The organism is Saccharothrix sabaoui (assembly GCF_051756985.1).
In the GTDB taxonomy this organism is placed as follows: Bacteria; Actinomycetota; Actinomycetes; order Mycobacteriales; family Pseudonocardiaceae; genus Actinosynnema.
On the sequence record NZ_JBPKJK010000176.1, the window covers coordinates 1 to 18,025 of the forward strand.

Consider the following 18,025-nt stretch of genomic DNA (forward strand, 5'->3'; position numbering starts at 1 on the left):
CGACTACACCAGGAGGCTGTATGCCCATCCCTACTACTGGGCCGGTTTCGTGCTGATCGGGGACTGGCGGTGAAGCCCTGGGATCGGGTCGTCGACCACGGCGACCACGAGTTCACCATCCTGGCAGCCGAGCTGACCCCGGCCGAGGCACGTGCTGTGCTGAGGGGTGTCGGAGTGGTGGTCGACGACCACGGTGCCGTGCTGGGTACCGTGTCCGCCCCCGAGTTGGCCGACGCCGACGCGGACACGCTGGCTTCGTGGCCGGCGCTGCCGCCCGCGGTCGAGATCGACGCGGACCAGACCTTCGCGGAACTCGCCGATTCCCCGTCGATCAGCTTGCTGCTGCTCGGGATCACCCTGCTGGTGCTGGTGCGGGGCGGCACACCGGTGGGGACGCTCCCGGTCGCGCGGGTGTCGGACTACCTCGCCTCCGGTGAGCACCTGCTGTCCGGCAACGAGATGGGCCCGGCCGGTGCCTCGGCCGACGGGGCGCTGCCCGGCCGAGTGCGGCTCGCCGCCGCGCGCGTCGCCTGCGCGCGGTGCGGCTACCGCAACGCGTTGGAGCACTGGAACCCACGCAGGCCACCCTCGTGCGCCAACCCCGATCGGGAGCCGCACGACCTCGAACTGGGCGGATGACCGTGCTCACCGACGTGGTGCGGGAGACCACCGGTCTGTTCGACCGGCGCTTCCTGCTCAACGCGCTGCTGCCGACCCTGATCACCCTCGGCGCGCTCGGGGCGGTGGTCGTGAGCACGCTGACCGATCCGGCCAAGGCCCTGCGCACGTGGAACACGCTCGACGGCACGGTCAAAGCGCTGGCGGGCACCGGTGTCGTGGTCGTCGCCGTGCTGCTCGCCGCCCTCGTCTCAGGACGGGCGCAATCGCTCATCCGGTGTTGCGAGGGTCTCTGGCCGGGCCGGTTGGGGCGCGTGCTGGTGCTGCCCGGCACCCACCGGCACCGCAGGCGCGCGCGTCGGCTCGGCTTCGAACGCGGCGCGGCGGACTACCCGGCTGATCCCGCTGACGTCCTGCCGACCCGGCTGGGCAACATCCTGCGTTCCGCGGAGAGCTACCCGTCCGAACGGTACGGCGCGGACGCCGTCCTGACCTGGCCGCGCTTGTTCCCCTTGCTCCCGGACAGGCTCACGGCCTCGTTGGTCGCCGCCCGCGCGGAAGTCGAGTTCCAGGTGACGGTCTCCGCCCACGCCGCGTTCTTCGCCGTGGCGGCGGGAGGGTGGCTCGCGGTCACCGGCGGGCCGACCTGGCTGTTCCTCACCTGCTACTGGGGCGCGGCCGCGGTCGCCTGGGCCACCTACCGCGGCGCGCTGGCACCGGCGCGTCTCTACGGCGACCAGGTGCGCGTCGCGTTCGACCTCTACCGCAATGAGTTGCTCACCGTCCTCGGTGTGGAGGGCGACGAACAATGGCAGCGGTTGAACCAGTTCTGGTACCGCAACATCCCGCTCGACACGCCGCTGTTGCCCGAGCCCGCGGATCGCTCGGAGGTGCGGGCCCTGCCGTCGGTTTCGTTGAGCGTGCTCGCATGGATCCTGCTCGTCGTGAGTGGACTGCTGGTGGTGTGGCTCAGGTAGCCGCGGTGTGGATCGCACCCTCCGGGCGAGGCTGTCGGCTTGACCTCTGTCGGGAATGTTGGTCGTTGCTGTATCAGCCGGCGGCTCGCCAGGGACGCAGGCGCGGGATGTCCTGCTGATCGGGGTAGTCCTGGAAGGCCGTCGGTGCTTGTGCGGGTGCGCTCGTGCCAGGACGGTTCCTGTCGTTGGGCGCGGTCGCGCGGCTGCAGTTCGAGCAACTCCTCAGGCGGGGGGACCTGCCCACGACGTGCGTAGCGCGCCGTCGTGACGGCGGCGGCCCGAATCCGTCCGACCGCCGCATGACGGATTCGCCTGCCGTACGAATGGCCGGTGGGCAGCCGCCAGGCGGTGACGACGGGGCTGTGGCCGGGGCTGGCCGGGGCGGCGTTGACGGTTTAGAAGATTTCCGGGTAATCGAAGGTTGCGTTGGCCGATTCGAGGCGTGTGCGTCGGTGCCGGCGGTTCATGGCTTGGTCTTCTTGTCCTTGCCCGCGTCCTTGTCTTTTGCCTGGTTTGGCGGCTGCTCCTTCACCTGCTCCGGCTGCCGCCGTCCTTGTTGCGCCGGTGCGGATGATTGTTGGACGACGGGATCGTCGGTTCGCTGCTCGCCCGGAACCTCGGGGGTCCCGGTGCTGGTCCCGGTGGTCGAACCGACGACAGGTGCTGTGGTGGAACTCGGAGTTGGGCTCGGGGACGAGGTCGTGGCGGGAATCTGCGGGGCGGATCCGTTCGGTGCGGAGGTCGCCGGGGAGGTGCTCGATGACATGGTCCAGGCGATGCAGACGGCACCCACCAAGCCCGCGGCGGCCGTCAGCGTCTTCTTCGGGGTCTTCACGGGCGACCGGAGTACCGATGGGGGCGTCGGTGCGCTCCGCCCGTGGGCGTCGTCGGGCTTGACTTCGATGGCGGGAGCTGTGTGCCCGGTCAGTGCGCGGGCGCAGTCGTGGGCGGTCGGGCGGCGGCGGGGTGACAGGGAGGTCATCAGCGTCAGCAGGCGCACCAGGTCCGCGGGCAGGTCGCGGGGAACGTCCGGTGGGCGGTGGAGCCGGGCGACGGCGGCCTCGACATCGCCGCCCGGGTACTCGCGTCGGCCGGTCAGGCATTCCAGCAGCACCAGTCCGAGGGCGTAGACGTCGGCGGCGGGGCCGACCTCGGTGCCGCGGACCTGCTCAGGCGCCAGGTAGGCGGCGGTGCCCACCATCTGGCCGGTGCGGGTGAACCGGGTGGCGCCGGTCAGGTGGGCCAGCCCGAAATCGGCCAGGTAGGGCTCGCCCGCGCGGTCGAGCAGGATGTTCGACGGCTTGACGTCCCGGTGCACCACACCCCGGTCGTGCACGTACGCCAGCGCCCCGGACAACCGGGCGCCCAGTCGGCGCACCTCCTCGACCGCCAGCGGTCCCCGGGCGATGCGGTGGCGCAGCGTGCGCCCGTCGACCAGTTGCAGCACGAGGAACGCGCCGCGGTCACTGCCACCGGTGTCGTGGACCGACACCAGGCCGGGGTGCGACAGCCGGGCCAGCGTGCGGGCCTCGTTGTCGAACCGACGCCGGTCGTCGAGGTCGGCGTTCGGCTGGAACAGCTTGACCGCGACATCGCGGCACAGCACGGTGTCCCATGCCCGGTACACCTCCGCCATACCGCCGAAACCCAACGCTCCGGCCAGCTTGTAACGGCCGGCCAGCAGATCATCCTGAAGCTGGGACACCCACCACGCCTTCCTGGTCGGCTGAAAATGAAATATTTCCGGATTTCCCGTCGCCGGCTACCGCGAACGAGTCGCTGGTCGGTGATTCGAAAACCCGGTCCGCGTTGTCCGCGTCACCAGTCGACCATGGGTGATATGCATACCTGCCGCATCCACTGCAAGGCAACGATCGGGTGAAATCGACGCGACTGCGTTGAGCCACGAGCCCGGGACGTGGGAATATCCGGTGTGTCACTTTGATGCGACTGCCGCTCGTGTTCTACGGTCCCGACACCGCCCACGTCCAGGATGAGCAAGGTTCACGACTGTTCATCTACTCATTATTTCCTCACAAAGTCGATGACGTCACCGCACCTTGCGGGTGTCGCGACAATCCGGCCAGGCGGCGGATCGACTTTCAGGTTGAGATTTTACCGAACCACGCCGTACCGTAGGGGTGCCCGGTGACGTCGCGGGCTGTTCGCGGAACGTCCCCCGGGTTCAACAGCGTGCCCGGACGAGCGGTTCCGCCGTCACGAGGCGAAGGGTGGTCCCGCGCGTGGACGACCGACTCACCGATATCGGCCCGTGGGTCGACATCGCGCACACCGAGCAGGACGGCGTGTTGATCACCAGCGTGGCCGGCGAGGTGGACCACGGCAGCGTCGAGGTGATCAGCGCGGAGTTGGCCGCCCGGTTGGACCGGCGGCCCGTCGGGGTGGTGGTCGACCTGGAAGGCGTGGAGTTCTTCGGCTCGCTGGGCGTGACGGCGATGCTGGAGGCGCGCGATCGCGCGACTCGGTTGGGTGTCGGCTTCGCCGTGGCCGCCGGTCGACGTCCGGTGCTCAGGACGTTGCAGATCACCGGAACCGTCGACGTGCTGCGGGTCCGCCCGACACTGCACGAGGCCCTCGACCTTGCCCGGTCGGCCGCGTAGCCGGCCGCAACCCGGCTGTGCGCCGCATGTGGAACCAGGCGTTCGCCATCCCGCGAGCGTGTGTCGACGGGATGCGCGGTTCCGGCATGCGACCGGGACGGCGGGACCGTGTGAATGTCGTTGGCGTCTATGTCCTCACAAGGCCGCTGGCGCGGGCTGATCCGCGGTCCGGTCCGCGTACTCGACCCGCGAGGCGTCACCACCAACCCTGCGACCCGGAGCCTGACCACTATCGGTATTTGATAAGTATCTCTATACCTTCAGTGTGGACAAAATTATTTCTCGTCGTGAGTTCAGCGCTCATGGCGCACGATCACCGTGACCTTGTCCTTCGCGTTCGGGACAGCAAGGCGCTCATGCGGGGTTCCCGGCATGTGGCTGCTCGTAGTCGAGTAGGCCGTGATCATGATCCGGGCAAGGTCGTCAACGAGGCGCCGCGGCGATGCTCGCGTTGTGGCCGGGCGGTCGTCGGCCACGCGCGTCATGGTCCGGCCGGTGCTCCGCAGTCGTTACGCTGTGTGGAGACGGTGATGACGGAAGGGCGGACATGGCGTTCGAGCGGAAGTACAGCGACGAGGTGCGTGCCGCCGCTGTCCGCCGGGTTGTCGAGCGCCGCCAGGCGGAGCCGGGCAACCGGTCCGTCCTGCGCGAGGTGGCCGAGGAGTTCGAGGTCGGCGAGCAGTCCCTGCGGATCTGGGTGAAGCGGCTGGACGACGGCATGTTCAGCGCCGGTGAGGCGGCCCGGTTGCGGCAGGCGCCCCGGGAGCGGTTGCTGGCGCGCATCGCCGAGCTGGAGGCCGAGCTGGACGCCGCGCACGAGCGGATCGGGTCGATGCAGGAGGAGATCGAGGTGTTGAAGAAGGCGTCCGTGATCTTCGCCGCCGAGCTGGCCAAGCGGTGATCCCGTCCACAGTGTCCAGATAGCGGTACGGCTCTGTTCCGTCCGCGTGGGTGGCGCACACTGGACCCGCCACCTGGCGTTCGTGGGAGGGCAGATGACCGGGTACGACTACATCAGCGCCATCACCGGCTGCACGACGGACGTGGGCGGGCGCTTCGCCGTGCGCGGTCCGGCGTTCGAGCTGCTCGCGGACGGGTCGGTCGCCTCGGGTGGTCCCGGGAAGGCGCCCGGTCCGTTGGACCTGTTGGTCTCGGCCCTCGTCGTCAACCTGTTGAACGTGTTGCGCGCCGACGGCGACCCCGACGCGGACGACCCGGGCACGCGGGCGGTGCACGTCCGGGCGCGCACGTCGCGCTATACCCCGAATCGGCTCAAGGTCGGTCGGGTGCTGGTCGAGGTGGTGGTGGACGGTCTGGACGAGCCGGACGTCGAGTTGCTGCTGGAGCAGTACCGGGCGGGGTGTCGGGTGCTGCCCGCCGTGTCGACGGTGTTGGACGTGGACATCCGCGCGGTCGTCCGGGCCGGGGTCGCCTGACCGGCGGGGGCGCCTGGCTGGTCGGACGGGGGCGTACGGTCGGCGCGGCCGGGTCACACGGTCAGCAGCGCCTGCGTGTAGTCGTGCCGCGGTGCCAGGACGACCTGGGGGGTGGGGCCGTGCTCGACGATGCGTCCGGCGCGCATGACCGCCACGTGCCGTGCGATGTCGGCGACCACGGCCAGGTCGTGGGTGACCAGGAAGTAGGTCAGGTCCAGTTCCCGTTGGAGTTCGACGAGCAGGTCCAGCACGTGTGCTTGGACGGTGGCATCGAGGGCGGAGACCGGTTCGTCGAGGACCAGCAGTCGGGGGCGCAGTGCCAGCGCGCGGGCGATGGCCACGCGTTGCCGTTGGCCGCCTGACAGTTCCCTTGGTTTGCGGTCGGCGTAGGACTGGGGGAGGTGCACCAGGTCGAGCAGTTCGCGGACGCGGGTGGCGCGCTCGGTGCGGGAGCCGATCCGGTAGGCGTCCAGTGGTTCGGCGATGATGCCGTGCACGGGGAGGCGGGGGTTGAGCGACTCGAACGGGCTCTGGTAGACGACCTGCATGTCCCGGCGCAGTGCGCGCAGTCCGTCGCGGCGCAGTTCGGGGACGTCGCGGCCGAGCACCCGCACCACGCCCCGGTCCGGGCGTTCCAGGCCGAGGATGAGCCTGCTGGTGGTGGTCTTGCCCGAGCCGGATTCGCCGACCAGCGCGAACGTCGTGCCGCTGGGCACGGTGAGGGAGATGTCGTCGACGGCCTGCGTGCCGTGCTTCGCGGTGCCGAACCGCTTGGACACCGAGAGCAGTTCGACCGCGGGCGCGGTGGGCTCGCCTTCCGGTGTCCGGGCGGGCCGCCGGGTGTAGGACTCGGCGATGCTGAGCACGCGTCCTCGCGTCACCCGGGCGGAGCTGGCCAGCAGGGTGCGGGTGTAGGCGTGCCGGGGGTCGGCGAAGACCTCGTCGACGGGGCCGGTCTCGACCACCCTGCCGCGGTCGAGCACCACGACGTCCTGGGCGTTGCGGCTGGCCAGGACGAGGTCGTGGGTGATGAGCACGACCGTGGTGCCGTGCTTGGCGCGGGCGGTGTGGATGGCGCGCAGCACCTCCTGGCCGACCAGCACGTCCAGCGCGCTGGTCGGTTCGTCCGCGATGACCAGTTCGGGTCGTTGTGAGAACGCGATGGCCACCAGTACCCGCTGGCGCATCCCGCCGGACAGTTCGTGGGGGTAGCGCGCCGCCAGGGTGTCCGGGTCGGGGAAGCCCAGGTCGAGCAGGTCCTGGTGGACCCGCTGGTCGATCTGCGCGGGGGAGAGCGGGGAGTGGGCCAGCGTGAACGCCTCGCGCAGTTGCGCGCCGATGGTCCTGGTCGGGTTGAGCGAGGCGATCGGGTCCTGCGGCACGAACCCGATGTGCCGTCCGCGCAACGCGCGGAACTCCTTGTCGCCGCGTTGGGCGATGTCCTCGCCGGCGAACTCGACCCGACCGTCGACGACGCGGCCGTTGCGCGGCAGCAGCCGCACGACGGCGTGCGCGAGCGTGCTCTTGCCGGAGCCGGATTCGCCGATGACCGCGGTCACCCGGCCGCGGGGGACGTCCAGGGAGATCGAGTCCAGCGCGGTGCCCGACGTGCCGTCGTGCGCGTGCCGGTAGGCGACGGTGAGGTCGGTGATCCGGACGAACGGTGTCATGCGTGGTCCTCCTGGAGCAGGTGGGCGGTGCGGCTGAGCAGCACGACCACGGCGGTCAGCGCCAGGCCGGGGATGATGGCGACCCACCAGGCGTGCGCCAGGTACTTCTGGCCGCCGGCGATCAACACGCCCCACTCGGCCGACGGCGGGGCCTCGCCGAAGCCGAGGTAGCTCAGCGAGCCGATGGCCAGCATGGCCAGGCCGAAGTGCAGCGCGGTGTAGGACAGCACCGGCGGGTAGATGCTCGGGACGACGTGCCGGGTGATCACCCGCAGTGGACCCGCGCCGCACGTGCGGGCCGCCTCGACGTAGGTCAGCGTGCCGGCGCGGATCACGCAGCCGCGGATGAGCCGGGCGAACCCGGTGGCCTCGCCGATGCCGATGGCGACCGCCGCGACGAACGCGCCGCGCCCGTAGGTGGTGATCACCGCGAGGGCCAGCAGCACGGCCGGGATGGCCATGACCGCCTCGGTGAGGATGCCGAGGGCGCGGTCGAGCGGGCTGCCGGGCCGCAACCCGGACAGCACGCCGACGACCAGGCCGACGACCAGCGCCACGGTGACGGCGAGCAGCGCGGAGAACAGCGAGATCCGCAGGCCGTGCACCACTCGGGAGAACAGGTCACGGCCGATCTCGTCGGTGCCGAACCAGAACTCGCCGCCCGGTGGGGTGAACGGCAGCCCGTCCAGCTCGTACGGGTCGTGCGAGGTGACCAGGCCGGGGAAGGCGGCGATGAGCACGAGGAGGGCGAGGAGCGTGAGGTGGACGTGCAGTTCGCGCGGGCGCGGGCGGCGTCGCCGGTGCGCGGGGACGGGTGGTGAGGGGACGCCGGTGGTGGGGGCGGTGAGGGTGTCGGTCACGCCCGGACCTCCTGGGTGGGTGCCGCACGGCGGCGCAGGCGGGGGTCGAGCAGCACGTAGCCGATGTCGACCAGGGCGTTGACCACGACGTAGGCGACCGCCAGCACGACCACCAGGCCCAGCACGACGGTCAGGTCGACCGCCTTGACCGAGTCGACCATCAACCGGCCGAGCCCGACGCGGGAGAACACCACCTCGACCACCACGGTGCCGCCGAGCAGTTGTCCGACCCGCAGCCCGAACACCGCCAGGAACGGGAACGCGGCGTTGCGCAGGCAGTGCCGGTAGACGGTGTGGAAGCGGCTCGCGCCCTTGGCGGGTGCGGTGACCGCGGCGTAGGTGGTGCCCAGTTCGGTGCGCAGGCCGCTGATGAGCACCTGGGCGAACTGCGCGGCGCCGAGCAGCGCCAGCACCGCGGTGGGCAGCACCAGGGAGGCGATTCCCCGGCTGCCGTTGGACGGGAACCAGCCCAGGGTGAGGGAGAAGAGGTAGATGAACAGGATGCCGACCCAGAACACCGGCAGGCTCACGTAGGCCGACGGTGTCAGCGAGGCCAGTGAGCGGATCGCCCGCGAGCGCGGGGTGACCGCGAGCACGGCCAGCGCGAAGCCCAGCGGCACCGAGAGGGCCAGCGACGCGGCGGCCAGCGCGAGGGTGTTGGGCAGCACCTCGCCGATGAGCCGGGTGACGGGCTGCTCGGTGACCAGCGAGTGGCCCAGGTCGCCGCGCAGCAGGCCGGTCACCCCGTCGACGTATTGGGTCCAGAGGCTGTCGGACAGGCCGACCTCGTCGCGCAGCAGGTCCAGGTCGAGCCCGGCGAGGTCGGCCGAACCGATGGTGTCGGTGGTGCCGATGCGGGCCAGCACGGCGTCGCCGGGCAGCACGAACAGCAGGAAGAACGACGCGGAGTAGGCCGCGAGGACCACCGCGGCGGCGTGCGTGAGTTTGGCCGCCGCGGTCCGGGCGAGGTCGCGGGTCACGGCTGGTCCACCCAGGCGTCGCCCAGCCACGGGACGTGGGTGGCCTCGAACAGGGGCAGGTGCGTGCTGTTGCGGTGGGCGAGCGGTTGGATGAAGTCGTAGAGCGGGATGTAGTAGGCCTTGTCCAGCACGATCTCCGAGGCCTGCGCGGCCAGCGCCTTGCGTGCGGCGATGTCCGGTTCGGCCAGGATCCGGCCGAAGAGGGCGTCCAGTTCCTCGTCCACGCCGCCGTAGGTGGAGCGCAGCACGTCGGCGTCGGGGCGGGTGCCCGAGCCCCAGGAGAAGGAGTAGTCGCCGGACTGGAGGCGTTGGTTCAGCTCGGCCTGGGTGAGGCTGCCGAACTTCAGTTCGACGCCGATGTCCTTCCACTGCGACTGCACCACGGCGATGTTCGGCTCGTGCGAGATCGTCGACGGGCTGTAGACGAGCTGGAAGGACAGGCGGGTGCCGTTCTTGGTCCGGACGCCGTCCGGGCCGCGTCGCCAGCCGGCCTCGTCCAGCAGCCGCTCGGCTTCGGCCACGTCCGTCCGGATCTTGGCGGACTGGTCGGTGAAGTAGGGGTTGCTGGCGGTGTAGGCGCTCTTGGGTGCGATGTCGATCGCGGAGGCGCGCTTGAGCACGGCGTCGCGGTCGACGGCCAGCGCCAGGGCGCGCCGCACCCGCGCGTCGTCCAGGCCGGGTACCTCGGTGTTGGCCGCGAAGCCGAGCGCGGAACCGGGCAGCGGCTCGCGCCGGATGGTGATCTCCGTGCTGTTCGCGAACTCGGTCTTGTCGGCGGGTTCGGTGTTGTGCAGCAGGTCGAGGCCGCCGGAGCGCAGTTCGGCCGCGGCGATGCTGTTGTCCTGGATGTTGTGGACCTCGATCTTGTCGAGGTACGCCGCGCCGCGGTTCGCGGCGGGTTCGGGTGCCCAGGAGTAGTCGTCGCGGCGGACGAGGGTGTAGCCCTCCTCGCCCCTGCTCTCCTCGGCCACGAACGGGCCGGAGCCGATGATGCCCAGACCTTCCTGGCGCTTTTCGAAGGGGAGCGCGGCCGTGGCCGGTGCGACGATGCCCAGCACGGTGCCGGACACCGCCTGGAGGAACGAGGAGTTGGGTTTGGCCAGTTCGAACACCACGGTGGTGGGGTCGGGGGTGGTGATGCGTTCGAGTGCGCCGATCCACTGGTTGGCCACGGCGTACTTCGCGCCGCCGTCGCGCAGCGCCTGGTAGCTCAGCCGCACCGCGGTGGAGTCGAGCACCTCGCCGTTGCTGAAGGTCACGCCTTGGCGGAGCGTGAAGGAGTAGCGGGTGGCGTTGTCGTTGACCTCCCACTTCGTGGCCAGCCAGGGCGCGAACGTGCCGTCCTGGTTGTTGAACACCAGGGAGTCGACCAGGCCGCGCAGCGGCACGGCCAGGCCGTAGCCGGTGGTGGTGGCGGGGTCGATGGACTTGCCGCCGCCGGCCGCCCGGTACTTCAGCACGCCGCCCTTGACGGGGGCGCCGCTCGCGGTCGCGGTGCCGCCGGTGGCGGCGCAGCCGGAGAGCGCCAGGCCGGCCGACACCAGCAGGGCCAGGGCCGTTGTGAGGCGTCCGGGTGGCCGGCCGCGTCCGCTCGGGGCGTGGGGGTGGCGCTTCATCGTTGGTGACCCACTTTCGTGTTGTCTCGGGATCGTGTGCGTCGTCCGCCGGCGGCGCGTGGGCCAGACGTTAGAGCTGTCGTCGCCCGTAGTGGATAGCGTCTCGCTATGTGAAACTTCTACGTTGAAGCGGCGCAACAACTTAGGGTTTGTGGACGTCTACCGTAGAACTTCTAATATGAGTCTTTGGGGAACCCGCATGTCGAAGATCAAGATCGAGGCGACGAGCGCCGTCTTCTACCTGCCCTACTACGTGGCGGAGGAGGAGGGCTACTTCGCCGACGAAGGGCTCGACGTCGAGCTGATCCGCCACCGGCCCGCCGACGAGACCGGCCTGCGGTTCATCGAGGACCCGCGCAAGGTCTCCTCGTTCAGCAGCTTCAAGTTGTTCGAGGCGGGCGCGTCGCAGCTCTACAACGCCTGCGAGTGGGGCCAGCTGCGCCGGTCGCAGGACAGCCAGGTCAACGGCAGGGTCGTGGCCCGCCGGGCCGCGGTCGCCAGCCAGGCGATCATCGTCCGCCCCGACTCGCCCCACAACGTGCCGGGCGACCTGGCCGGCGTGCGGGTGGGCGTCAACTTCCACCACGGCTCGCACTACCTGGTGCTCCAGACCCTGGAGGGCTTCCTGCCGCGCGCCGACATCAAGCTCGTCGGCATCAAGGGCAAGGAGCGGTTCGAGGCCCTGCGCGACGGCGACATCGACGCCGTCGCGGTGATGGAGCCGTGGATCACGGTCGCCGAGAAGCAGGGCTACAAGGTGCTCGCCGAGGCCCACTACTACGGCGCCGAGGTCGCCAACGACAGCCTCGACGCGGAGACGTTCACCAGGATCAACCAGGCCGTCGCCCGGGGCGTGGACAAGATCCACGAGGACATCCGCCCCCACCTCAAGCATTTCATCGCGCAGGCCGCGCCGATCGCCGAGCTCTCGCCCGAGGACTTCAAGACGGCCCGGCTGCGCTACGTCCACCCCGGCCCGTACCCGGAGGACCACTTCAACCGCACCCTGGACTGGATCGCCAGCTGGGGCCTGATCGACGCGGGCAGCGAGTTCGGCGCGCTCGTCGACTCCAGCAAGATCCTCCAGGAGGTCTGAGGACGCCGGCGCACGGCGGCGCGGCACGAGGCGCGCCGCCGACGCGTGGTCCCGCCATGCCCACCACCGCCGCCAACCGCCGGGCCGTGCTGCTGCTGTGCGGCACCACCGCCGGCTTCCTCCTGCTCGACATCCACAAGGTGTCCATCGCCGTCCCGGCCATCGAACGGGCCCTGCGCCCCGGCCCGGCCGGCATCCAGCTCATCCAGGCCGCCTACGTCGTCTGCTTCGCCGTCACCCTGGTCCCCGCGGGCCGCTTCGGCGACGCCGGCAGGCGGCTCACCCTCACCCACGCCGGCACCTGCCTCTACCTCGCCGCGAGCGTGCTGTGCGCCGTCGCCCCGCACACCGGGTACGTCATCGCCGGCCGCGCCCTGCTCGGGGTCGCCGCCGGGCTGCTCATGCCGCAGCTGATGGGCATCGTCCAGCAGTTGTTCCCCGGCCCGGAGCGCGGCAGGGCGTTCGGCGTCTACGGCATGTGCGTCAGCCTCGCCACCGCGCTGGGCCCGAGCCTGGGCGGCCTGCTGGTCACCACGCCGCTGCTCGGCTGGCGGGGCGTGTTCGTGATGAACGTCCCCGTGGCCCTCGCCCTCCTGGTCGCCGCGCACGTCCTGCTGCCCACCGCCGGGCAGGCCCCGCACGAGCGACGGCGACCGGACGTCGACGTGGCCGGCCTGGGGCTGGGCAGCCTCGCGCTGGTGGCCCTGCTGACGCCGTTCATCCTCACCACCGGCCGCCCCGACGACGTCGACGCCCGCTGGCTCGCCCTGGTGCCGGCGGTCGCGCTCGCCGCGCTGTTCGCCGCGCGGGCGCGCCGCCGCGCCGCCGCCGGCCGCTCCGGCGTGGTCGACCCGGCCCTGCTGCGCATCGCCTCGTTCCGCAACGGCGTGCTCGTGTCCCTGACCTGGTTCGCCGCCGGACCGGGCATCGCGCTCGCGCTGACCCTGCACCTGCAGGAAGCCCGCGGCGTCACGCCGTTCCTGGCGGGTCTGGTGGTGCTGCCGTCGTCGGCCACGTCCGTGCTGGGCGCCTGGCTCGGCGGCCGGTACGTGGCCCGGCTCGGCCGGGTGCTGACCGCGACGGGGATGCTGCTCGTGCTGGCGGGCGCGCTGGGCACCCTGGCACTGCTGCACGGCGACCTGTCGACGACAGCCGTGCTGGCCGGCATCCCGGTGCTGCAACTCGTGCAGGGCCTCGGTGCCGGCCTGGTGGTCTCCCCCAACCACTCCATGACGCTCGTGGACGTCCCGGCCGCGCAGGGCAGCGCCGCCGGCGCCCTCGGTCAGCTCGGCCAGCGCATCAGCAACAGCGTGGGCGTCGCGACCGCGTCGACGGCGTACTACTCGACGATCTACGGCGCGGGCTTCACGCTGATCGACGCGCCGGACGCGCTGCACGGCGTCGCGCTCGACCGGGCCACCGCGGTCGCCTGCCTGTTCCTGGCCGCCGCGCTCGCCGTCGCGGTCACGGACCTGCGCCGGCAGACCCGCGCCCGCGCGGCGGTGGACGGCCGGGAGCGCAAGGGGTTGTCAAGATCCGGACGCCGTTGACACTGCGAACACACCTTCTTGCTTCCGGTGCACGACAGGCCCCGCCGACAGCCGGACCGACCTGGTCAGGCTGTCGGCGGACGGGCCGTTCGCCGCCGCGCTGCGCGCCGCCATCGACGCCGGCGGGCTGTCACTGGAGCGGGTGCGGCACCGGCTGGTCCAGTGCGGCACACCGGTGAGCGTGCCGACGCTGAGCCTGTGGCAGTCCGGTCGACGCCGCCCCGAGCGGCCCGGCTCGCTGTGCGCCCTCACCGAGCTGGAACGGGTCCTGGAACTGCCCGGAGGCTCGCTCAGCTCCCCGCTCGGCCCGCCCCGGCCACGCAGCCGGGGCGCGGACGGCGGTGTCGTGCGGTTGAGCCGGCACGACCGCGTCGAGGTCGACGCGGGCCGACGGATCGTCGTAGCGCACAGCAGGGCGGTGCTGCGCGCCGGCGCCGGCGGGCTCGACCGGTGGACCGCGCGGCGGGAGCCGGGTCCCGGCCCCGCGCCGCGCGTCGAGGCCCGGCGCAACTGCCGGGTCGGGCGCGTCGAGCACGACTTCGACAGCCGCACGCTCACCTCCGAAGAGGACATCGACCTGCTTCAGCTCCCCGCCGACCGGCCGGCGACGGCGGCACACCTGCATCGCTCGCGGTCCGAGTTGGCGACGGCGACCCTGCTGCAGAACAGCCTGCTGCCCGGTCTGCTGCCGACCGTCCCCGCCTGGGAGTTCGCGGCCCGCTACGTGCCCGGCGCGGAGAACGGTGTGGGTGGCGACTGGTACGACGTGTTCGAACCGCCCGACGAGCGCATCGGCGTGGTCATCGGCGACGTGGTCGGCAGCGGGGTGCCCGCCGCCATCGTCATGGGACGGCTGCGCAGCGCCCTGCACGCCTACGCCCTGGAGTTCCCCGACCCGGCGGAGGTGTCCGACAAGCTCGACCGCAAGGCCGGCCACTTCGAGGCCCACATCACGGCCACGGTCGCCCATGCCGTGATCGACACGGCCGCCGCCTGCGTCGACCTGGTGCTGGATCTGACCGAAATGGAGCTCCTGGCCTCGGCGGGAGTGGCGCTGCTGATCCAGGCCGCCGTCCACGCCCAGCGGTGTGGCGTGGCGTTCGTGGTGGCGGCCAGCCAACGCGTCGTGCTGTGCCCCCTGCAGGAGACCAGGCCGGACAAGGTGTTCACCCTCCGCCCCGACCGGGACCACACCACCGCCGCCGTGCGCGGATTACCGCCGCCTCGTCAGATACATCGCCATCCGATGTGACAGCACTGGTGGACTAGGCTGTTCCGACCGGGGGTGCAGGCGGGTGCACCGTCAGGACGCGTCATCTGCACGGTAGGCCCATCCAGTGGGCCGGGCCGGAACGACCGGGGATGTTGAGCCAACGGCACCCCAGGTCGTTCCGGCATAACTGCACCTACCGACGCGTCAGGGTTGAGCGAAGTCCGTGAGCGGACATCCGTCGGCCACATGGATCCCGAAGTCGGGACGCGTCCGAGCGGTGACGCCACGACATCGATGGACAATCGTGTGATCTGCACCATAATGCCCATGCCCGGGTGGCGCGTCCCGCTTCCGCGGTTCAACGGTGTGGCCGGACACATCTGCGGGGGAGGAGATCGCATCGGCGGGTGGCGTGATTCGTCAGGGCATGCGGATTCGGCCCCAGACGACCTTGTGGTCGGTTCCTTGGCGCACGCCCCAGTCGTTGCAGATCGTTTGGATGATCTTCATGCCGTTGCCGCGGTGAAGGCTGATGCTGGAGGACCCGACGACCGGGGTGCGGTCGGGGGTTGCGTCGTGGGCTTCGATGACGAGTTCGGGTCCGCGGTCGGGGTGGATCTCGCGACGTAGTGACAGGTGTCTGGGGTCCTTGGCGTGATCGCAGGCGTTGGACGCCAGCTCCGTCGCCACCAGCTGCACGTCGAGGACGAAGTCCTCGTTCTGGAGGTGCAGCGCTTCGCCGATGCGCTTGCGCAGTTCGGCGAGGTCCTCGCAGGCCAAGGAGACGTCGACCTGCCCCTGGCCGGTAGTTCGCACCCCTTCGATGCGGCCGTCCACGTTGCGCTGGTTTTGCGCGATCGTCACGTCGTGCGATCCGGTCGTGGTGGCCACGTCGCGGGGTGTCGGCACCGGAGGGTGGTCACGGGCGGAATGGGCGTCGGTCACCGGACCGGGTTGCCCAAAGCCCTTCCCGCTCATACACCGTTAAGCCATTCGGTCTAGAGAGAGTGGGTGGAATCGGCTATCGGGCCAGGTGGACGGTGAACATGCGGAGGGTCGCCACGCCAAGCGGTCTGGCTGTTCGCGGTGATCGTGGGCCGTGCACGATCTGTCGGACGGCACGCGTCGAGTTGTCGCGGTGCCGTCGACGTGAGGGCAAGCACCGGGCCTGCCGGTGGATCGCCGGCGGGCCCGATGTCGTGGTGCTGCGGTGTCAGCCGTGGGCGCGGTGGCCCCGGCTGGTGGCGAGGTGGTGGACGGCGAGTACGGCGACCGAGCCGAGGATGGCGGGCAGCCAGGTGCTCAGGTCGAAGAAGCTGCCGATGTCGGAGCCGAAGATCGCGCGGCCGCTGAAGTCGCCGAGGATGGCGCCGACGATGCCGAGCGGCATGGTGATGACGATGCCGCCGGCGATGAGACCCAGAACGATCCAACCAAGGATGCCACGGTGCTTCCTTGTCGTCGTGCCACGCAGACTCCTGGGGCGTGGCGTGATCGTTGTCGAATCCGGGTTGCCCATACCGAACCGATCTGACACCTGTGGTGGTGATCGGTGAGGGCCGAAGCCGTCGAAAACGGGATCTTTCCTCGTAATTCGCTCGATCGGGCAACCGCAAACTCGTCGAACACCGGAGGCGCGGTCCGGTTCGGACAGAAGCAGCCTCCGACGTGCCGTGCCTCCGGGCCCTGTCGAGCGACAGCGCGTGTTCGTCTTCCGCGAGTTCGCTCACTCGACTTCTGTGCTGGTGGCGCCACATCCGGATCTTGGTACGGATGAGGTCCGACATCCACGCGGACGCGATCGCGGCAGCGTGGAGAGTCGGGATGTCGTCCCAGCCGTGCGCTCGCCGAGGTCGGTGATTTGATCGGCACCGCGCCGCCGGCCGGCGGTCCTGGTCCGTGATGCCGGTCCGCGGCGGGTGTACCGGCGGGGATACTGCAGGTGCGGTCGCCGGGCATCACGGCGGTGGCCCGGTGGCGATCGACATGAGGAGGCAGGGCGGTGGAGCAGTTTCCGCGTTCCCGACGACCCGTACCCGATCCCGACGTGTACGGGGAGGCAGCGGTGCGGGAGTTCCTCGATCCGTGGCACCCGCGAGCCAGCGTGGAGAGCGGCAGCCCCGAACGGGTGCTCGTCGATCCCGAACGCGTGCTGGACAACATCACACTGGCCCTGCACCGGCTCGACGTCGACATCGACGCGCCGCCGGCGTTCGAGCCCGACACGGTGACGGTGAACGAGCTGGTGGTCATGCTCGACGACGTCGACCGGGCGGCGGCGCTGGTGGCGCGCCTGGTCAACGTCGCCGTGCAGCTCATGGCGACCCGCTACCCCGAAGAACTCGTCCGGTTCCCGCTGCCCGGCAACTGCGACCTGCGCGACGTCGACCGGCTGGCCATCGGCGACCGCGAATACGACCTGGCCCGGGAGATCCTCAACCAGCGTCTGGGCACCGACGTCGACCTGCAGCCCGACAACCTCGTTGAGCGGCTGCACGCCCTGGGCCCCGGTGAACAGGTCCACCTCATGGTCGCCCTGTGCCGCATGTACCGCCACAAGCTCCTGGTGCTCAAACTCCACACCGGCACCTGCTGAGACATCGAGCGGACCTCGGCGTCCACGGCTTCCCGGACACCGGCCGAACAGTACCTCGTCGATGCGACGTCGGCCTTGCCGAAGCGTGCCACCGGCGCACCCGTCCCTCCGGCTGCTAACCGGCCACGTGGTGGTAGACGCCGCTCTTGAAACCGGCGAGAACTACGGGCCCGGCAGGTCGGGGAAGCTCAACCGGAATTCCGGCAGTGTCCAAGCAGGTCGCGGGTTTGATGCGTCGACCAGTTGCTGCTTCGAAGGTGTCCGCTCGCCTGCGCTTCAAGTCGCCGACCGGCGAGTTTACTGCCCAAGGAGAGGTGGGCACGCACTTTCGGTTCAATAACGCCATGCCACGGTCACGGCTGTGGACACGTCGGCGGGTGAGTGTCGATTGTCGCCGTGCTCAGGTCGTGGTGGAATACTGCCGCTATGGACGTGCTGAGCAGGAACAACGTGACCGTGTCGGGCCCGGCGGACGGCCGACCGGTGGTGTTCTCGCACGGCTTCGGCTGCGACCAGAACATGTGGCGCCTGATGGTCCCCGCGTTCGCGGACGATCACCGGGTGGTCTTGTTCGACCACGTGGGCGCCGGGCGCTCGGATCGGTCGGCGTGGCAACCCGAGCGCTACTCGTCGTTGGACGGCTACGCCACCGACGTGCTGGAGGTCCTCGAAGAGTTGGACCTGCGCGACGTGGTGTTCGTGGGGCACTCGGTGAGCGCGATGATCGGCGTGTTGGCCGCCAACTCCGACCCGTCGCGCTTCGGCGCGTTGGTCCTGGTCGGCCCCTCGCCC

At 70.6% G+C, this 18,025-nt stretch carries 18 protein-coding genes; 10 read left to right on the plus strand and 8 right to left on the minus strand.

Annotated features, from left to right (window positions below; genetic code table 11):
* Positions 1 to 69 precede the first annotated feature (69 nt).
* Positions 70 to 639: a CBS domain-containing protein gene (locus tag ACR807_RS35350; RefSeq protein WP_438925851.1), complete on the plus strand. Its 570-nt coding sequence runs from the start codon at positions 70 to 72 to the stop codon at positions 637 to 639.
* The gene (locus ACR807_RS35355; protein ID WP_438925852.1) at positions 636 to 1,595 is read left to right on the plus strand and encodes a hypothetical protein; all 960 of its coding nucleotides are present in this window, start codon (positions 636 to 638) and stop codon (positions 1,593 to 1,595) included. The genes ACR807_RS35350 and ACR807_RS35355 overlap by 4 nt, the downstream gene beginning before the upstream one ends.
* Before the next feature lie 463 nt (positions 1,596 to 2,058).
* Here the strand turns inward: ACR807_RS35355 and ACR807_RS35360 are convergent, their stop codons facing one another.
* Positions 2,059 to 3,300, minus strand: a complete 1,242-nt coding sequence (locus ACR807_RS35360; RefSeq protein WP_438925853.1) for a serine/threonine-protein kinase — start codon at positions 3,298 to 3,300, stop codon at positions 2,059 to 2,061.
* Positions 3,301 to 3,838: 538 nt separating this feature from the next.
* Here ACR807_RS35360 and ACR807_RS35365 point away from each other — a divergent pair.
* Entirely contained in the window at positions 3,839 to 4,216 is a 378-nt protein-coding gene (locus ACR807_RS35365; protein WP_438925854.1) for an STAS domain-containing protein, read from the plus strand.
* Between the two features lie 293 nt (positions 4,217 to 4,509).
* On the opposite strand, the gene ACR807_RS35370 is transcribed toward ACR807_RS35365, so the two are convergent.
* Complete coding sequence (locus ACR807_RS35370; protein ID WP_438925855.1) at positions 4,510 to 4,692, minus strand: hypothetical protein; 183 nt, start codon at positions 4,690 to 4,692, stop codon at positions 4,510 to 4,512.
* 71 nt (positions 4,693 to 4,763) lie between these two features.
* On the opposite strand from ACR807_RS35370, the gene ACR807_RS35375 reads away from it, so the two are divergent.
* Together ACR807_RS35375 and ACR807_RS35380 are read left to right on the plus strand one after the other, a co-directional pair.
* The gene (locus ACR807_RS35375; protein WP_438925856.1) at positions 4,764 to 5,117 is read left to right on the plus strand and encodes a transposase; all 354 of its coding nucleotides are present in this window, start codon (positions 4,764 to 4,766) and stop codon (positions 5,115 to 5,117) included.
* Positions 5,118 to 5,211: 94 nt separating this feature from the next.
* Complete coding sequence (locus ACR807_RS35380) at positions 5,212 to 5,652, plus strand: hypothetical protein (protein ID WP_438925857.1); 441 nt, start codon at positions 5,212 to 5,214, stop codon at positions 5,650 to 5,652.
* 53 nt (positions 5,653 to 5,705) lie between these two features.
* Here the strand turns inward: ACR807_RS35380 and ACR807_RS35385 are convergent, their stop codons facing one another.
* Genes ACR807_RS35385 through ACR807_RS35400 form a run of 4 tightly spaced genes read right to left on the minus strand, consistent with a single transcriptional unit; the run spans position 5,706 to position 10,778 of the window.
* Positions 5,706 to 7,322, minus strand: a complete 1,617-nt coding sequence (locus ACR807_RS35385; protein WP_438925858.1) for a dipeptide ABC transporter ATP-binding protein — start codon at positions 7,320 to 7,322, stop codon at positions 5,706 to 5,708.
* Positions 7,319 to 8,182 carry an ABC transporter permease gene (locus ACR807_RS35390; protein ID WP_438925859.1) on the minus strand — a complete coding sequence of 288 codons (864 nt, stop codon included), beginning with the start codon at positions 8,180 to 8,182 and terminating at the stop codon, positions 7,319 to 7,321. The genes ACR807_RS35385 and ACR807_RS35390 overlap by 4 nt, the downstream gene beginning before the upstream one ends.
* A complete protein-coding gene (locus ACR807_RS35395; protein WP_438925860.1) occupies positions 8,179 to 9,162 on the minus strand; it encodes an ABC transporter permease in 984 nt (327 codons plus the stop codon). Before ACR807_RS35395 ends, ACR807_RS35390 begins: the two co-directional genes overlap by 4 nt.
* Positions 9,159 to 10,778, minus strand: coding sequence for an ABC transporter substrate-binding protein (locus tag ACR807_RS35400; RefSeq protein ID WP_438925861.1), 1,620 nt, complete (start codon positions 10,776 to 10,778; stop codon positions 9,159 to 9,161). Before ACR807_RS35400 ends, ACR807_RS35395 begins: the two co-directional genes overlap by 4 nt.
* 199 nt (positions 10,779 to 10,977) lie before the next feature.
* On the opposite strand from ACR807_RS35400, the gene ACR807_RS35405 reads away from it, so the two are divergent.
* The 3 genes from ACR807_RS35405 (at position 10,978) to ACR807_RS35415 (ending at position 14,676) form a co-directional block, all read left to right on the plus strand.
* Positions 10,978 to 11,874, plus strand: a complete 897-nt coding sequence (locus tag ACR807_RS35405) for an ABC transporter substrate-binding protein (RefSeq protein WP_438925862.1) — start codon at positions 10,978 to 10,980, stop codon at positions 11,872 to 11,874.
* A gap of 56 nt (positions 11,875 to 11,930) precedes the next feature.
* On the plus strand, positions 11,931 to 13,424 hold the full coding sequence (locus ACR807_RS35410) for an MFS transporter (RefSeq protein ID WP_438925863.1): 1,494 nt from the start codon (positions 11,931 to 11,933) through the stop codon (positions 13,422 to 13,424).
* Between the two features lie 181 nt (positions 13,425 to 13,605).
* On the plus strand, positions 13,606 to 14,676 hold the full coding sequence (locus ACR807_RS35415) for a SpoIIE family protein phosphatase (RefSeq protein ID WP_438925864.1): 1,071 nt from the start codon (positions 13,606 to 13,608) through the stop codon (positions 14,674 to 14,676).
* 381 nt (positions 14,677 to 15,057) lie between these two features.
* On the opposite strand, the gene ACR807_RS35420 is transcribed toward ACR807_RS35415, so the two are convergent.
* Together ACR807_RS35420 and ACR807_RS35425 are read right to left on the minus strand one after the other, a co-directional pair.
* Positions 15,058 to 15,528, minus strand: coding sequence for an ATP-binding protein (locus ACR807_RS35420; RefSeq protein WP_438925865.1), 471 nt, complete (start codon positions 15,526 to 15,528; stop codon positions 15,058 to 15,060).
* A 322-nt stretch (positions 15,529 to 15,850) separates the two neighbouring features.
* Positions 15,851 to 16,027: a GlsB/YeaQ/YmgE family stress response membrane protein gene (locus tag ACR807_RS35425; RefSeq protein WP_438925866.1), complete on the minus strand. Its 177-nt coding sequence runs from the start codon at positions 16,025 to 16,027 to the stop codon at positions 15,851 to 15,853.
* A gap of 657 nt (positions 16,028 to 16,684) precedes the next feature.
* Between ACR807_RS35425 and ACR807_RS35430 the strand changes: the two genes are divergently transcribed.
* Both ACR807_RS35430 and ACR807_RS35435 read left to right on the plus strand, forming a co-directional pair.
* Positions 16,685 to 17,233: a hypothetical protein gene (locus ACR807_RS35430; protein WP_438925867.1), complete on the plus strand. Its 549-nt coding sequence runs from the start codon at positions 16,685 to 16,687 to the stop codon at positions 17,231 to 17,233.
* 426 nt (positions 17,234 to 17,659) lie between these two features.
* A partial coding sequence (locus tag ACR807_RS35435) for an alpha/beta fold hydrolase (protein ID WP_438925868.1) occupies positions 17,660 to 18,025 on the plus strand: 366 nt, incomplete at its 3' end.

What these genes read in the sequence shown, in the direction of transcription:
- ACR807_RS35355 (WP_438925852.1), top strand. Translation starts at nt 636, where the DNA reads ATGACCGTGCTCACCGACGTGGTGCGGGAGACCACCGGTCTGTTCGAC.
- ACR807_RS35375 (WP_438925856.1), top strand. Translation starts at nt 4,764, where the DNA reads ATGGCGTTCGAGCGGAAGTACAGCGACGAGGTGCGTGCCGCCGCTGTC.
- ACR807_RS35380 (WP_438925857.1), top strand. Translation starts at nt 5,212, where the DNA reads ATGACCGGGTACGACTACATCAGCGCCATCACCGGCTGCACGACGGAC.
- ACR807_RS35385 (WP_438925858.1), bottom strand. Translation starts at nt 7,322, where the DNA reads ATGACACCGTTCGTCCGGATCACCGACCTCACCGTCGCCTACCGGCAC.
- ACR807_RS35400 (WP_438925861.1), bottom strand. Translation starts at nt 10,778, where the DNA reads ATGAAGCGCCACCCCCACGCCCCGAGCGGACGCGGCCGGCCACCCGGA.
- ACR807_RS35405 (WP_438925862.1), top strand. Translation starts at nt 10,978, where the DNA reads ATGTCGAAGATCAAGATCGAGGCGACGAGCGCCGTCTTCTACCTGCCC.
- ACR807_RS35410 (WP_438925863.1), top strand. Translation starts at nt 11,931, where the DNA reads ATGCCCACCACCGCCGCCAACCGCCGGGCCGTGCTGCTGCTGTGCGGC.
- ACR807_RS35425 (WP_438925866.1), bottom strand. Translation starts at nt 16,027, where the DNA reads ATGCCGCTCGGCATCGTCGGCGCCATCCTCGGCGACTTCAGCGGCCGC.